Annotated in this window: 12 protein-coding genes; 7 read left to right on the top strand and 5 right to left on the bottom strand. The window is 72.9% G+C overall.

Going from position 1 to position 15,614, the window contains the following annotated elements:
- Positions 1 to 12 precede the first annotated feature (12 nt).
- From ABEA43_RS26915 to ABEA43_RS26885, 7 genes are all read left to right on the top strand, one after another.
- Positions 13 to 4,590, top strand: coding sequence for a type I polyketide synthase (locus tag ABEA43_RS26915; protein WP_345566010.1), 4,578 nt, complete (start codon positions 13 to 15; stop codon positions 4,588 to 4,590).
- Positions 4,587 to 6,059 (top strand): FAD-dependent oxidoreductase, encoded by a 1,473-nt coding sequence (locus ABEA43_RS26910; RefSeq protein ID WP_345566008.1) that lies wholly within the window; start codon positions 4,587 to 4,589, stop codon positions 6,057 to 6,059. The genes ABEA43_RS26915 and ABEA43_RS26910 overlap by 4 nt, the downstream gene beginning before the upstream one ends.
- A 131-nt stretch (positions 6,060 to 6,190) precedes the next feature.
- Positions 6,191 to 7,222 (top strand): thiolase family protein, encoded by a 1,032-nt coding sequence (locus ABEA43_RS26905; protein ID WP_345566007.1) that lies wholly within the window; start codon positions 6,191 to 6,193, stop codon positions 7,220 to 7,222.
- On the top strand, positions 7,222 to 9,087 hold the full coding sequence (locus ABEA43_RS26900; RefSeq protein ID WP_345566005.1) for an HAD-IIIC family phosphatase: 1,866 nt from the start codon (positions 7,222 to 7,224) through the stop codon (positions 9,085 to 9,087). Before ABEA43_RS26905 ends, ABEA43_RS26900 begins: the two co-directional genes overlap by 1 nt.
- Positions 9,084 to 9,311 carry a phosphopantetheine-binding protein gene (locus tag ABEA43_RS26895; RefSeq protein WP_345566003.1) on the top strand — a complete coding sequence of 76 codons (228 nt, stop codon included), beginning with the start codon at positions 9,084 to 9,086 and terminating at the stop codon, positions 9,309 to 9,311. Before ABEA43_RS26900 ends, ABEA43_RS26895 begins: the two co-directional genes overlap by 4 nt.
- Positions 9,308 to 10,144: a 2-oxo acid dehydrogenase subunit E2 gene (locus tag ABEA43_RS26890; RefSeq protein ID WP_345566001.1), complete on the top strand. Its 837-nt coding sequence runs from the start codon at positions 9,308 to 9,310 to the stop codon at positions 10,142 to 10,144. Before ABEA43_RS26895 ends, ABEA43_RS26890 begins: the two co-directional genes overlap by 4 nt.
- A complete protein-coding gene (locus ABEA43_RS26885) occupies positions 10,071 to 11,159 on the top strand; it encodes an alpha/beta hydrolase (RefSeq protein ID WP_345566000.1) in 1,089 nt (362 codons plus the stop codon). Before ABEA43_RS26890 ends, ABEA43_RS26885 begins: the two co-directional genes overlap by 74 nt.
- A 90-nt stretch (positions 11,160 to 11,249) precedes the next feature.
- Here the strand turns inward: ABEA43_RS26885 and ABEA43_RS26880 are convergent, their stop codons facing one another.
- From ABEA43_RS26880 to ABEA43_RS26860, 5 genes are all read right to left on the bottom strand, one after another.
- Positions 11,250 to 12,041: an AfsR/SARP family transcriptional regulator gene (locus ABEA43_RS26880; RefSeq protein WP_345565998.1), complete on the bottom strand. Its 792-nt coding sequence runs from the start codon at positions 12,039 to 12,041 to the stop codon at positions 11,250 to 11,252.
- Positions 12,038 to 12,829: a thioesterase II family protein gene (locus ABEA43_RS26875; RefSeq protein ID WP_345565996.1), complete on the bottom strand. Its 792-nt coding sequence runs from the start codon at positions 12,827 to 12,829 to the stop codon at positions 12,038 to 12,040. The genes ABEA43_RS26880 and ABEA43_RS26875 overlap by 4 nt, the downstream gene beginning before the upstream one ends.
- Before the next feature lie 188 nt (positions 12,830 to 13,017).
- Positions 13,018 to 13,227, bottom strand: a complete 210-nt coding sequence (locus tag ABEA43_RS26870; RefSeq protein WP_345565994.1) for a hypothetical protein — start codon at positions 13,225 to 13,227, stop codon at positions 13,018 to 13,020.
- Between the two features lie 68 nt (positions 13,228 to 13,295).
- Positions 13,296 to 14,741, bottom strand: a complete 1,446-nt coding sequence (locus tag ABEA43_RS26865; protein WP_345565992.1) for an amidase — start codon at positions 14,739 to 14,741, stop codon at positions 13,296 to 13,298.
- A gap of 82 nt (positions 14,742 to 14,823) precedes the next feature.
- Positions 14,824 to 15,594, bottom strand: a complete 771-nt coding sequence (locus ABEA43_RS26860; protein ID WP_345565990.1) for a GntR family transcriptional regulator — start codon at positions 15,592 to 15,594, stop codon at positions 14,824 to 14,826.
- Positions 15,595 to 15,614 lie beyond the last annotated feature (20 nt).

Here is a 15,614-nt window from a genome sequence, read left to right as displayed (position 1 = left end):
GTTTGATGCGACATGACGAACGAAGAGAAGCTGGTCGACTACCTCAAGTGGGTGACGGCCGACCTGCACGCCACCCGGCAGCGGCTGGCCGCGGCCGAGGCGGCGGCGTACGAGCCGATCGCCATCGTGGGCATGGGCTGCCGCTACCCCGGCGGCGCCCGCACGCCGGAGGAGCTGTGGCGGATCGCGGCCGACGGCGTCGACGTCGTGTCCGGTTTCCCGTCGGAGCGCGGCTGGAACGTCGAGGAGATCTACGACCCCGACCCCGAGGCCGCCGGGAAGTCGTATGCCAGGGAGGGCGGGTTCGTGCACGACGCGCACCTGTTCGACCCGGGGGTGTTCGGTATCAGCCCGCGTGAGGCGCTGGCCATCGACCCGCAGCAGCGGCTGTTGCTGGAGACCGCGTGGGAGGCCGTGGAACGGGCGGGGATCGCTCCTTCCTCGTTGCGCGGGAGCCGTACGGGGGTGTTCGCGGGGGTGATGTACGACGACTACGCCGCGCGGCTGATGGATCGCCCGCCTGCCGGGTTCGAGGGGCTCCTGGGCAACGGCAGCGCGGGCAGCGTGGCGTCCGGGCGGATCTCGTACACCTTCGGATTCGAGGGCCCCGCCGTCACCGTGGACACGGCGTGCTCGTCCTCGCTGGTGGCGATCCACCTGGCGGTGCAGGCGCTGCGCAGCGGCGAGTGCGACCTGGCGCTGGCCGGCGGGGTGGCGATCCTGGCCACGCCCATGCTGTTCATCGAGTTCAGCCGCCAGCGCGGCCTGGCCCCCGACGGACGCTGCAAGTCCTTCGCCGACGCCGCCGACGGCACCGGCTGGGGCGAAGGCGCCGGGCTCCTCCTCCTGGAGAAGCTCTCCGACGCGGAGGCCAACAACCACCCCGTACTCGCCGTCATCCGCGGCAGCGCCGTCAACCAGGACGGCGCCAGCAACGGGCTCACCGCACCCAACGGACCCGCCCAGCAACGCGTCATCCGCCAAGCACTCGCCAACGCCCACCTCACCCCCGCCGACGTCGACGCCGTCGAAGCCCACGGCACCGGCACCACCCTCGGCGACCCCATCGAAGCCCAGGCCCTCCTCGCCACCTACGGCCAGAACCGCGACGTCCCGCTCTGGCTCGGCTCCATCAAGTCCAACATCGGTCACACCCAGGCCGCCGCGGGCGTCGCCGGCATCATCAAGATGGTCCACGCCATGCGCGACGGGCTGCTCCCCAAGACCCTGCACGTCGACGCCCCGAGCCGGCACGTGGACTGGGAGGCGGGGGCGGTCAGCCTGCTCACCGAGCCCACCCCCTGGCCCGGCCACGACGACCGGCCCCGCAGGTCCGCCGTGTCCTCGTTCGGGATCAGCGGGACGAACGCCCACGTCATCCTCGAAGCGGTGGCTCCGGCGGAGGTCGAGCCCGGGGCCGCCGACGGGCCGATCCCCTGGGTGCTGTCGGGCCGGACCGAGCAGGCGCTCCGCGACCAGGCCGCCCGCCTGGCCGAGCACCTGACCCGGCATCCCGAGCTCGACCCGGTACGCGTCGGCCACGCACTGGCCAACGCCCGTACGCACTTCTCGCACCGGGCGACCGCCATCGGCCACGGCAGGGAGGAGCTCATCGAGCGGGTGACCGCGCTGGCCGGCGACCAGGCCACGGGGAACCTCGTCTCCGGCGTCGCCACGGGCGACGGCAAGATCGCGTTCTTGCTGACCGGGCAGGGCAGCCAGCAGGCCGGCATGGGTGCCGACCTCTACCGCACCCAGCCGGTCTTCGCCGCGGCGCTGGACGAGGTGTGCGCGGTGCTGGACGCCCACCTGGAGCGGTCGTTGCAGGAGGTCATGTTCACCGACGGCCAGGCGCTCAACGACACCCGTTACACCCAGCCGGCGATCTTCGCGTTCCAGGTCGCCCTGCACCGGCTGCTCGCCCACCACGGCGTCACCGCCGACTACCTGGCCGGGCACTCGCTCGGCGAGATCACCGCCGCGCACCTGGCCGGGGTGCTGACGCTGGAGGACGCGGCCCGCCTGGTCACCACACGGGCCGCCCTGATGGCCACCCTTCCGCCCGACGGCGCGATGACCGCCGTGACGATCACCGAGGAAGAGCTCCAGCCGTACCTCACGCCCGACGTGACCATCGCCGCCATCAACAGCCCGACCTCGCTCGTCGTCTCAGGGCACAAGGACGCCGTCCAGGCCCTCACCGCGACCCTCGCGGGAGCCGGCCGCAAGACCCGCCCGCTGAAGGTCCAGCACGGTTTCCACTCCCCCCAGATGGAGCCCGTCGCCGACCGGCTCACCGAGGCGCTCGACGGCTTCGACTACCGCTCGCCGTCGATCCCCGTCGTCTGCAACCTCACCGGCCGGCTCGCCGCCGGCGACGACCTCCGGACCGCCGCGTACTGGACCCGGCACCTCCTCCAGCCGGTCCGCTTCGCCGACACCCTCGCCACCCTCGGCGACCTCGGCGTCACCACGTTCCTGGAGCTCGGCCCGGACGCCACCCTCACCCCCCTGGCCGCCACCCAGACCGGGCAGGCCATCCCCACCCGCACCCACCGCAAGCCGGAGGCCACCACCTTCGTCACCGCCCTGGCGCAGCTGCACACCCACGGCCGCGCCGTCACCTGGCGCTTCCCCACCGAGCACCCCGCGCCGCTGCCCACCTATCCCTTCCAGCGGCAGCCGTACTGGCTCAACCCCGTGGCGAAGCCGGCGTCGAGCGCGCGCGAGGCGCGCTTCTGGGACGCCGTGGACCAGGAGGACCTGGACGCTCTGGTGTCGGCGTTGCGGGTGCCGGAGGAGCAGCGGACGTCGCTGCGCACCGTCCTGCCCGCGCTCGCGTCGTGGCGGCGGCAGCAGCGGGCCAGGTACCGGCTGGTGTGGAAGCCCGCGCCGTCCGCCGGGCCACGACGGCTCACCGGTACGTGGGCCGTGATCGTCCCGCCCGGCTCCCGGACGGCGGACGAGGTGGTGGCGGCCCTGTCCGCGGACGGTGTGACGGTCGTCAGGGTCCCGATGGGCGGCGAGCTGCCGCGTACCGGGATCGACGGTGTGCTGTCCCTGGCCGCGCTGCACGAGGAGCCGCACCCGTCGCTGCGGTCGGCGACCGAGGGCGTCGCGGCGACCGCCGACCTGCTGCGGTCCGGGGGCTGCCTCGACGCGCTGCGGTCGGCGGACGAGCGCGACGTGCCGTTCTGGGTCGCGACCAGCGGGGCCGTCCGGGTGGGCGGGGCCGATGAGCCGCCCCGCCTGTCGCAGGCCCAGGCTTGGGGCCTGGGCCAGGCCGATCCCCGGGTGCGCCTGGTGGACCTGCCCCCGTCTCTCGACCCGGCCGTGGCCGCGCTGCTCACGACCGTGCTGGCCGACGGCGGCGAGGACCAGGTCGCGGTACGCGGCTCCGGCGCGTACACGCTGCGCCTGGCGCCCGCGGCGGCCACCGAGCCCGCGTGGGACCGGTCGGGCACGATCCTGCTCACCGGCGCGGACACCGCGGCCGGTGGCGCCTTCGCCCGCCGCCTGGCCGCCGACGGGGCCGAGCGCCTGCTGCTGCCCCTGCGGCCGGGCGGGCGGCGCGCGCAGGCTCGCCTGGAGGCCGAGCTGAGCGCGCTCGGCGCCCGGGTCACGGTGGTCGCCTGCGACCCGTCGGACCGGGAGGCGCTGGCGGCGGCACTTCGAGCCGCCCCCGCCGACCGCCCCCTGACGGCCGCCGTCCACGTCGCCGCCACCCATCCCCCCGTGTCCGGGCCGTCCCTGCTCGAACGCGCCGACGCCGCGCTCGACGCCGAGCTGCGCGTCATGACGAACCTGGACGAGCTGACCCGCGACCTGGGGCTCGCGACGTTCGCGATCGTGTCACCGTCCTCGGCCACCTTCGGCGTGCCGGGCCTGGTGGAACGCGCGCCGGCGGACGCCTGCGCGCAGGCGGTGGCAGAACGCCGCCGCGCCGCCGGACACGCCGCCGTCTGGATCGCCTCGGGCCCCTGGGCCGGCGACGACCGCCCCACCGAACCACCCCAGCCCGAGCCCGAGCCCGAGCCGGAGCCGGAGCCGCGCGAAAGCGCGTCCGGCGGGACGCCTGGGTTGCGGGATACCGCGCCGGCCGCCGTGGTCGCCGCGTTGTGGCAGAGCGACGGCAACCTCGTGGTGGCCGACGCCGACTGGAAGCGGCTGACGGCCGAGCGGAGCCGGGCGCTGCTGCGCGGCGTGGGCGACGAACCGCCGACCGTGGCCTCACCGGTTCCCGGATCGTTCGCGGGCGCCGCAGGGCCGGGGATGTTCGCCCCCGGAATGTCGGTGCTGCGGGACCTCAAGGACCGCCCCGAGTTCGAGCAGCTGCAAGTGCTCCTCGACCTGGTACGCACCTACGCCGCCATGGTCCTGGGCCACGACACGCCCGAGGAGATCACCCCCGACAGCGACCTGCTGACCCTGGGCTTCTCCTCCTTCACCGCATTGGAGCTGAGCAGCCACCTGGCCACGGTCGGCCTGGACATGGAGCCGACGGCGATCTTCGACGCCCCGACGATCGCCGCGCTCGCCAGACACCTGCAACTCGGCGCCGTCGGCGCCACCCGATCCTCGGGAGGATGATCAGGATGGACGTCGTCATCGCGGGCGCGGGACCCGTCGGCCTGATGCTCGCCTGCGAGCTGGGCCTGGCCGGAATACGCCCCTTGGTGCTCGAACGGCGGGCGGTCGCCCGCCCCGACTCCCCGGGCATGGCCATCAACGCCACCACCGTGGAGCTGCTCGACCGGCGCGGCCTGGCGGACCGGGTGCGCGCGGGCGGCCTGGAGTGGCCGCAGGCGCACTTCGCCCACCTCATGCTGGACCCCGCCAGGCTGCGGGAGCGGCACGCGAGCACCGTACTGGTGCCGCAGGCGCACCTGGAGTCCTGCCTGGAGGCGCGGGCCCGCGAGCTGGGCGCGGAGATCCGCCGCGGCCACGAGGTGACCGGCGTCCGCCAGGACGGCTCCGGCGTCACCGTGTACGCGGGCGGCGACGAGCTCTCCTGCCGGTACCTGGTGGGCTGCGACGGCGCGAACAGCGTCGTGCGCCGGCTGGCCGGCATCTCGTTCCCCGGCGTGGACGCCCCCTTCCACGGCATCGTGGCCGAGGTGGACGCCGACGGCGAGCTGATGCCGTATCTGGGCGCGCACCAGTACCCGGGCGGGGTGTTCACGGTCGGGCCTTCGGGTCCTGGGCTGCTGCGCGTCTCGACCGGCGAGTTCGGCGTGCAGGGCTGGGACGACGAGATCCCCGCGACCGTGGACGAGATCGAGGCGAGCATCGCCCGGCTGGTCGGGCACGACGTCAGGATCGGCACCCCGCACTGGCTGGCCCGCTGGCACAACGTCACCCGCCACGCCGAGCGCTACCGCGCGGGCCGGGTGTTCGTGGCCGGCGACGCGGCGCACGTGCACTTCCCGCTCGGCGGGCAGGCGCTCAGCACCGGCGTCGAGGACGCCGTGAACCTGGGCTGGAAGCTCGCCGCCGACCTGGCGGGCCGCGCCCCGGCCGGGCTGCTGGACAGCTACCACCGGGAGCGGCATCCGGTCGGGGCGCGGGCCTGCCTGACGACGCGGGCGCAGGTCGCGCTCATGCATCCGTTGCTGGAGGTGTCCCCGCTGCGCGAGGTGATCTCCGAGCTGATCGGGTACGACGACGTCAACGAGCACCTGGTCAGGATGGCCGGGGGCCTGGACGTGACGTACGCGGCCGACGACGACCGCCCTCTGGTGGGCCGCCGGTTCGGGGCGGTCCCGCTGAGCACGCCCGACGGCGTGGTCTCCCTGGCCGAGGTGTCACGTGCCGGGCGCGGCCTCCTCCTCGACCTCTCGGCGCACACCGCCGCGGGCACGGATCCCGGCGTCCTGGCGGCGGTCTCGGGCTGGTCCGGCCGGATCGACGTGGTCGTGGCGTCCCCCACGACCGAGATCCCCGCCGATCGCCTGCTCCTGCGCCCCGACGGCCGGGTGGCCTGGACGGGCGGGCGCGGCGACGGCGTACAGGGACTGAAGGAAGCACTGCAGACCTGGTTCGGCGACCCCGCCGCATGACGCAGCGCGCACCCCGCCGCACAGCTCCACCACCGGCTCGGACACTCCGCCGCATAGCGGCGGATTAGTCCGGCTTAAGCCCCTGAATCCACCATTGGCCTAGTCACCGGCATTTCCTAGGAGGACTCCGGATGCACAGCCCAGACATCCACATCCTGGCGGCCGGGACCGCGCTGCCCGGCCCCCCGATCGACAACGCGACCCTGGCCCGCCTGCTCGGCATGCCCACCGTCTGGGAGCGCTGGATCGACGCGTTCATCGGCACCGACAACCGCCACTTCGCCGTCGACCTGGCCACGGGAGAGCGCCGCCACACCCTCACCGACCTGGGCGAGCAGGCGGGCGCGCGGGCCATGGCCGCGGCCGGCGCCAAGCCGGGGGACATCGACCTCATGGTCATGGGCACCTCGTCGCCCGACATGCTCATGCCCGCCACCGTCAACCTCGTCGCCGACCGGCTCGGCATCAACGACATCCCGACCTACCAGCTCCAGTCCGGCTGCTCCGGCGCCGTGGGAGCGCTCGACGTGGCGCACCAGATGCTCCAATCCGGCCGCCACCGCACCGCCCTCGTCATCGGCGGGGACTCCTGCGCCAAGCACCTGGACGTCACCGTCGACATGGCCAAGCTCCCGCCCGGCGAGCAGGTGAACGCGGTCCTGTTCGGGGACGGCGCGGGGGCGGTCGTGCTGAGCTCCGAACCGCGCACGGACTCGGTCGTGCTGCGCCGCGTCTTCGCCCGGCTCACCGGCCTCAACCGGCCTCCCGGCCAGGTCATCGAGTGGTACGGCGCCGCCGAGCTCAACTCCGGCAAGCCGCCGGCCGTGGAGGACTACAAGGCCATCGAGGACTCAGTCCCGATCATGGCCGCCGAGGCCCTTCAGGAGCTGCTCGAAGACCTGGACTGGAAGGACGACGAGATCGACTTCGTCCTGCCGCCCCAGCTGTCCGGCACGATGACCGCGCGCATACTCAAGACGCTCGACCTGCCGATGGCCGACGAGGTGAGCTGCGTCCGCAGCACCGGGAACACCGGCAACGCGCTGCCGTTCTTCCAGATCGAGCTGGCCCTGCCCCGCATGGTGACGGGTGACAGGGCGGTCGGCGTGGCCATCGAGTCGAGCAAGTGGATCAAGGCGGCGTACGCGCTGGAGAAGGTCTGATGACGATCGAGGACCTGCACAGGGCGGGCCGCCTGGCCGCCGAGTACCCCCGCGTGCGCGGCCTGCTCGGGGATATGGAGCAGAACGGCTCCGGCCTGAGCAGCGCCGAACTGATCCGGGCCGGCCGGCTGCTGGCCAGGCTCGACCCGGAGGAGGTGCTGCGCGAGCATCCCGAGACGCCGACGACGACCGTCGCGATCACCGGCCACAGCACGCTCTCGATGCTGCCTCCCGCGCTGACCGCCGAGCTGGCCAGGCACGGCCTGCTGGCCGCGGTCGCGCTGGGCGACTTCGACGGCTACGTGTTCGAGCTCGGCGACCCCGCCAGCGACCTGTACACCCGCGACCCCGACCTGGTGCTGTGCGTGCTCGACCCGGCGATCGTCTTCGACGAGGTGCCGTGCCCGTGGCGGCCCGAGGACGTCGCCACCGTGTTCGAGGCCAAGATCGACCTGATCGAGGGGCTCGCCGCCAGGTTCGCCGGCACCGCCAGGGGCACGCTGGTGCTCAACACGCTCCCGCTGCCCCGCCGGTTCCCCGCCCAGCTCGTGGACCTGACCTCGCGGGCGCGCCTCGGCGCGATCTGGCGCGAGGCCAACGCCCGCCTGCTGCGGCTGTCCGGCCAGGGCTCGACGGTGGTCATCGACCTCGATCCGCTGCTCGCCGACGGCGTGCCCGCGTCCGACACCCGGATGAGCGTGTACGCCAAGGCGCACCTGTCGGCCGAGCTGCTGGCCGCGTACGCCAGGCAGGTCGGGCACCTGGCCCGCCACCTCGCGGGCCGGACGAAGAAGACGCTCGCCGTCGATCTGGACGGCACGGTGTGGGGCGGCGTGCTCGGTGAGGACGGCCCCGACGGCATCGAGGTGGCCGACAGCGTCAAGGGGGAGGCGTTCCGCGGGTTCCAGCGGGCGCTCAAGCAGATCTCCGGCCAGGGCGTGCTGCTCGCCGCCGTGAGCAAGAACGACCTGCGCCCGGTACGCGAGGTGCTGAGCAGCCATCCCCGCATGACGCTGCGCGAGGACGACTTCGTCAGGATCGTGGCCAACTGGCGTCCCAAGCACGACAACCTGACCGAGCTGGCCGGATCGCTCAACGTGGGGCTCGACTCGTTCGTCTTCGTGGACGACAGCCCGTACGAGTGCGGCCTGGTCCGCCACGCCCTCCCCGACGTCGCGGTGATCGCCGTGGACGACGACCCGGCGCTGCACCTGGACCGGCTGCTCGCCGACGGCTGGTTCGACACGCGCGTGCTGACCGACGAGGACCGCGGCCGGGTCTCGAAGTACCGCGACGAGCTGGTGCGCAAGGACTTCCTCGACAGCTTCGACTCCTTGCAGGACTACCTGCGCGAGCTGCGGGTCGCCGTGCGGCTGGGCCCGGCGGGCGAGGCGGAGCTGGCCCGCGTGTCGCAGCTCTCGCTGCGTACCAACCAGTTCAACCTGACCACCAGGCGGCTGCAGCCGCAGCAGGTGCGCGAGCTGGCCGGCGACCCGGCCACGCAGGTGCTGGCGATCAGCTCGGCCGACAGGTTCGGCGAGAACGGGCTGGTCGGCGTGGTCACCGTGCGGCGCGATGGCGACGTCGCCCACCTCGACGACTTCCTGCTGAGCTGCCGGGTCTTCTCCCGCGGCATCGAGCAGGCCTGCCTGTCCGCCGTGCTGCGGCACGCCAGGGACAGCGGGGCGCGGGCGGTGGCCGGCTACTACCGCAGGACGCCCAAGAACGGCATGGTCGCCGAGTTCTACCCCCGCTACGGCTTCCGGCCCGCCGAATCGGACGGAACCTTCGTGCACGACCTGGCCGACATCGTGTCCGCGCCGGAGACCGTACAACTGACCGCGAGCCTCGGAGGGCCGGCGTGACCACCATCGACGACTTCATCGCCCTCGTCCAGGACGAGATCGGCATCCCCGTGACCGTGGCGGACGCGGAGCGCGGGTTCGACGAGCTCGACCACTGGGACTCGGTGCACCTGCTCGCGCTGCTCATCGCGCTGGAGCGGGCCACCGGGCAGCGCGTCTCCATGCCCGACGTGATGGAGGCGACGAGCCTGCAGGACATCTTCGAGCTGGCGGTGCCGCGATGACGATCGCGCCGGTGGCCAGGCAGCGCCGGCACACCCTGCACTTCCTGCGCGAGATCCGCCCGATCGTCCCCGTCTTCCTCGACACCGAGGTGGACGCCACGGCGGTGCTCGGCCACCGCCGGGCCGCCCGCGCGGCGGGCGAGCAGTACTCGATCGTCACCTACCTCCTGTACACGGCCGCCCGCGTGCTGGCCGCGCACCCCGAGGCGAACGCCGCCGTCCGCGGCCGGCTGCGCCCCAAGGTCGCCAGGTACGGGACGGTCAACGGCAAGCTCACCCTGGACCGCGTGATGGGCGGGCAGCGCGTCGTGCTCTCGGCCGTCTTCCCCCACCTGCAGCGCACCAGCCTGGACGACGTCCAGCGGCGGGTGAACCATCTGCGGGACGGCGACCCGGCCCGCCTGCCGGAGTTCGCCCCGGCCCGGCTGCTGCACCGGCTGCCGCCGCTGCTCGGGGGCGCGCTGTTCCGGCTGGGCGTGCGGCCGCTGCGCAGGCGGGCTGCGGCGTTCGGCACGTTCGCGGTGACCTCGCTCGGCCACCGGCCCGTGGACGGCTTCTACTCGGTCGGCGGCACCACCATCACGCTGGGCGCCGGTCGCATCGTGGACCGTCCCGTGGTGCGCGACGGGGAGCTGGCGGTCGCCCCGGCGATGCGGCTGAGCCTGACCTTCGATCACCGGGTGATCGACGGGGCCGAGGCGGCGGACGTACTGACCGCCATCAAGGACGGTCTGGAGCGCTTCACCGAAGGGACTTGCGATGAACGACGTGGACGAGCTGAAGAAGTTCGTCGTGGTGCACGCGCGGGGGCAGCGGATTCCCCGCTACCGTGAGCTGCTCGACCGCATCACGCATGACGGGGAGGGCCCCGGCTCGTGGACCGGCGAGTGGTCACGGGCCGCCGCCGAGCTGGCCGGGCGCGGGCGTCACCTGGACGCCTGCCGCCACTACGCGATGGCGCGCTTCCCCTTCGCCGACGGCCCGGCCCGGCAGGCGGCGATCGCCGAGGGCGTGACCGAGCTCGACCACTGGCGGTTCTCGGCGGGCATGGACATCCAGCGGCTGGACCTGCCGATCGGCGACGGCCGCGTACGCTGCTGGGCCGGCGGCCTGTCGGCGGCCGAGCCGCGTCCCCTTCTGCTGATCATGGGCGGGATCGTCACGGTCAAGGAGCAGTGGGCGCCGCTGCTGGCCCAGATCGGCCGGCTTGGCATGGCGGGCATCGTCACCGAGCTGCCGGGCGTGGGCGAGAACACCCTCCGTTACGACGCCGGCAGCCACCGGATGCTCTCCCAGCTGCTCGACGCCGTCGCGGACGTCGCCGACGTGAGCCAGACGTACGCCATGAACCTGAGCTTCAGCGGCCACCTGGCGCTGCGCTGCGCGCTGGAGGACCCGCGGATCAGGGGCGTCGTCACCACGGGCGCGCCGATCTCGGAGTTCTTCACCGACCTGGACTGGCACGCGCGGCTGCCCCGGGTGACGACCGACACGCTCGCCCACCTCACCTGGACCGACCCGGCGGACCTGGCCGAGTCCATGCGGGACTGGGCGCTCACCGGCGACCAGCTCGCCGCGCTGGACATCCCGGTCTGCTACGTGGCCAGCTCCCAGGACGAGATCATCCCCGCCGGGGACCCGGCGCTGCTGGCCCGGCATGTCCGGGACCTGCACCTGATCGAGCACGACGACGTGCACGGCTCCCCCGGTCACGTCATGGAGACGCGCCTGTGGAGTGTGCTGTCGCTGTTCCGCATCCGCCGGATCAGCAACCTGCAGAGCGCCACGTTCGGTCTGCTCTGGCGCGCCGCCAAGGCCCGCCGCGCGCTCACCGCCTCCCGGGCGTAGGACGCCATGTCATGAAAAGGACCCCCGCGGTTTCGCGGGGGTCCTTCTCGTGTGAGCCGCGCGGCCTCCTGGAGGTTCGGCCGCCTGCGCTCACGCCGACTGGGCCGTGCTCTCGTAGGCGCACATGTCCATCAGCCGGTCGTCGGCCAGCAGGATCGAGCTGTGCAGCTCCTGCAGCGCCTTGCAGGGCTCCAGGCCCAGCTCCTTGGTGAGCGTCGCCCTGGCCCTCTGGTAGACCTGCAACGCGTCCCCCTGCCGTTCGGCCCGATAGAGCGCCAGCATGAGCTGCCGGTAGAACGTCTCGCGCAGCGGATACTCCATGACGAGCGCGTAGAGCCGGCCGATGAGCTCGCGGTGCCTGCCCAGCTCCATCTGCGAGTCGATCAGCATCTCGATGCACTCCATGCGGACCTCGTTGAGCCAGATCACGAAGCCCTCGATGATCGGCCCGGTGCGCAGGTCCTCCAGCGCGGGCCCGCGCCACAGCGCGAGCGCGTCCTCGAAGCACGTGACCGCCTGCTCGTGGTCGTGCCGGCGGACGTGCGCCCGGCCGAGCTGGACGTACCGCTCGAAGATCTGGAAGTCGAGCTCGGCGTCGCCCATCCGCAGCAGGTAGCCGGGCGGGCGGGTGACGACGGCGGAGTCCGGCGAGCCCTCGCGGGCCAGGAACTTACGCAGCTGGGAGATGTAGACGTGCAGGGCCGCGATCGCCCTGCGCGGCGTCTTGTCGCCCCACAGCTCGGTTTCGAGCTGCTCGATCGAGACGACCTGGTCGGACCTGATGAGCAGGGTCGCGAGCAGCGTCTCGACCTTGCGCGCGCTGATGAAGGAGCTGGCGCCCCCGTCGACGACCCGCAGCGGGCCGAGGATCTCGTATCTCACGACGCCGTCCCCTCCGCCGTCGGCACGGGCAGGCTCCGGTTGAGCGCGCCGGTGATGACGGCCAGCACCTCGCGGCGGCGGGACTCCAGGTAGAAGTGGCCGCCGGGCAGGACCTTCAGGTCGAAGCGTCCCGTGGTGTGGCCGGCCCAGTCGGCCGCCTCCTCCAGGGTGACGTCGGGGTCGCTGTCGCCGATCACCACGGTGATCGGGCAGCTCACGGGGGTGCCCAGGGTGTCGACGTACGTCTCGACTGCCTGGTAGTCGGCGCGCGTCGTCGGCAGGATCGCGGCGCGCAGGTCGGGCTCGGCCAGCAGCCTGGGGTCGGTGCCGCCCAGCCGGGTGAGCTCGGCCGTCAGGCCGGGATCGTCGAGCAGATGCACGCGCCCGTCGCGGTACCTGGACGGCGCGCGCCGCCCCGAGGCGAACAGCAGCAGCGGGACCGACCGGCCCAGCGCCTCGCGTCTGCGCGCGACCTCGAAGGCGAGCAGCGCCCCCATGCTGTGTCCCCAGAACGCGAACGGCATGTCCGTCCATTCATCGAGCGCCTCCCCGATCAGGTCCGCCAGCACGGCCAGGTCTGTCACGCACGGCTCGGTGCGCCGGTCCTGCCGGCCCGGATACTGCACGGCCAGCACTTCGACGTCACGGCCGTCGAACGAACGCGACATGGGAAAGTAGTAACTCGCGGATCCGCCGGCGTGCGGAAAACAGAAAAGCCTGATCTTGCCGGTCGGTACGGCGTGGAAACGCCGGACCCATTTCCCGCTGCCATTTCCGAGAGAGCCCATGGGCGTCTCCTGTCCTCATGTACAGATGGATCTCCTTGATCCTCAGATTAGGGAGCGCGATCGGCGGCAAACACCCCTGCGGCACCCCTAAGAGCGGCCTTAGAAATGCGAAAGAACCGGCCCTGACGTGCGAAATCGTGGCCGCCCCGCGGTTGCGGGACGGCCACCCGGAGGTGCTGAGCTGGGCGTTATTCGGACCAGTCGGCGATACGGGCATCGGCCCGGAAACGGAGCGCGGGATCGGCGTATTGAGCCTCGGGGACCGCGTAAAGGGCGTCCACGCCGGCGCGCTGAAAGCCGTATCCGGCCGCGAGGAGGGCGAGCTCGTCCTCGGGGACGGTGAGGCCGGCGGCGGTGAGAAGGTGGCCGACGATTTCTGAATGATCGGCAGTGGTCATGGTGGTCTCCTTCGTTGACCGAGCTGAGGTCAGACGGCGGGGTGGGGTCAGGCGGCGGGCTGGAGTCGTCAGACTGCGGGCTGGGGCACGGCGGCCAGGGCAGGGACCTGCCGGTGCCAGTCGGTGACCTGCTGGTAGGCGTCGCCCGCGCGCAGGATCACCGACTCCTCGAACGGCCGCCCGGCGAACTGCAGCGAGAGCGGCAGCCCGCCCTCGGTGAAGCCCATCGGGGTGACCAGGACCGGGTTGCCCACGCAGTCCCAGTACTGGGTGAAGATGTGGGCGAACATCGCCTCCACGTCGATCCGGCCCTCGGCGTCGGTCAGCGACTCGTACGTCGGAGCGCCGGTCGAGGCGGTCGGGCACACGATCACGTCCACCTCGTCGAACAACCGGGCGACCGCGTCTTGCGCGACCCGGCGTACGCGCTGGGCCTGCACGTAGTCGGCGCCGCTGACCAGCGCGCCCCGCGCGAGCATGGCGCGGGTGGCGGCGAAGTAGTCGCCCCAGCGCGCCGCCAGGTCGTTGCGGTGGTAGGCCAGCGCCTCCGCGCACGCCGTCACCAGGTTGGCGGTCAGCATCTCGGTCCAGTACGGAAGCTCCAGCTCGACCGTGGTGGCGCCGAGCCCGGTCAGGGTGGTCACCGCGGCCTCGAAGGCGGGTGCGGCGGCCGGGTCGGCTCCCTCCGGGAAGTGGCGGGCGCGGACGACGCCGATCCGCAGGCCCTCCAGCGAGGGCACGTCGAACAAGCCCGCAGGCAGGTCGAGCGGCAGGTCCACGCAGTCGGGGTCGCTCGGGTGGTGGCCGGCGATCACGTTCAGGACGGCGGCGCAGTCGCGGGCGCTGCGCGCCAGCGGCCCGACGTGGTCCAGGGAGTAGCCGAGCGGCGCGACCCCCGACTTCGGCACCCGTCCGAACGTCGGCATCAGCCCGCTCACCCCGCAGAACGCCGCCGGGATGCGGATGCTGCCCGCCGTGTCGGTGCCGAGCCCGGCCAGGAACATCCCGGCCGCGACGCCGTTGCCGGTGCCCGAGCTGGAGCCGCCCGGCCAGGTACGCGGGTCCCACGGGTTGCGCGGCGTGGGGAACGGCTTCGAGGGGTCCACCATCCCGCAGGCGAACTCCATCGTCGTGACCTTGCCGGTGATCACCGCCCCGGCCGCCCTGAGCCGCGCGACGACCGGCGCGTCCTTGCCCGCCGCCCACGCCGGGTCCAGGATCAGGCTCTGCGCGGTGGTCGGCCCCTCGGCGGCGGCGATGATGTCCTTCACGCCGAACGGGATGCCGTGCAGCGGCCCCTTGTCCACGCCGGCGGCCAGCTCCGCGTCCGCCCTGGCCGCGGCGGCGAGCGCGGTCTCGTCGAACCTGGCCAGATACGTGCCGAGCGCCCCGTCCAGGCGGTCGGCCTGGGCGATGGCGTGCTCGGTGAGCGCCACACTGGTCACCTCGCCGGCGCGGAGTGCCGCGGCGGCCTCGGTGAGCGTCAAGGGAAAGGTCGTCAAGGGAAGAGTCACGTCGCTCCTAGCGGGATGAGGGCATGGGCGTACGCCCGGGATGAGGGCATGGGCGAACGCCCGGGGTGGGATGGGACGGCCGCTAGCGGGCGGCGGGCGGGGTGTGGCGGCGGGCGGCGTTCGAGACGAACAGGAAGCGGTCGCCGCGGACGTGGATGTAGGCGAGGTTGAAGGGCCGGCCGGTCGCGTCCCTGATCACCTGCTCCATGGTGATCAGCGGCGAGCCCTCTGCGATGCCGAGCCGGGCCGCGGTGGCCGCGTCGGCCGGGCTGCAGCCGCAGACGAACTCCGACTCCTCGTAGCCGATTCCGGCCTCGTTGAGCAGGTTGTACCAGTCGTGCACGAACGGCTTGTCCCGCATGCGCTCGGCCTCGGGGTTGAGCACGTAGTTGGTGGCCATGCCGTGCGGCTCGTCACCGAACAGCGACACGTACTCCAGCCGCAGGCACGGCGTCCCCGCGGGCACGCCGAGGCGGTCCGCGGCGAGGGCGGGCAGCGGGATCATGGACCGGTCGAGCACCTGGGGGCGCAGCCGGCGGTTCAGCAGGCTCTCCTGGCTGGGCGGCTCGACGCCGTGGGCCTCCACGAGCTGCGTCATCACGGCCTTGACGACGACGTGCGTGCCGACGCCCTGGCGGCGGTCGATCAGGCCCTCGCGGCGCAGCACCGCGAGGGTCTCGCGGACGGTCGCGCGGGTGGCGCCGTACGAGGCCATGAGCTCGGCCTCGGTGGGCAGCAGGCCGTCGGCGAACGCGTCGCGGAGGATGGCGGACCTGAGGAGGTCGCGCAGCCGGCGCAGGTCCGCCTCGCGTTCGACACCTGACTGGTGCGATCGGAGCGGACGGGCCACCATGAGCCTGGAATTTACGGACA

It is taken from the genome of Nonomuraea rosea (assembly GCF_039539705.1).
Lineage (GTDB): Bacteria > Actinomycetota > Actinomycetes > Streptosporangiales > Streptosporangiaceae > Nonomuraea > Nonomuraea rosea.
The sequence above is the reverse complement of the archived record's forward strand: the minus strand, read 5'-3'. Positions and strand labels throughout refer to the sequence as shown.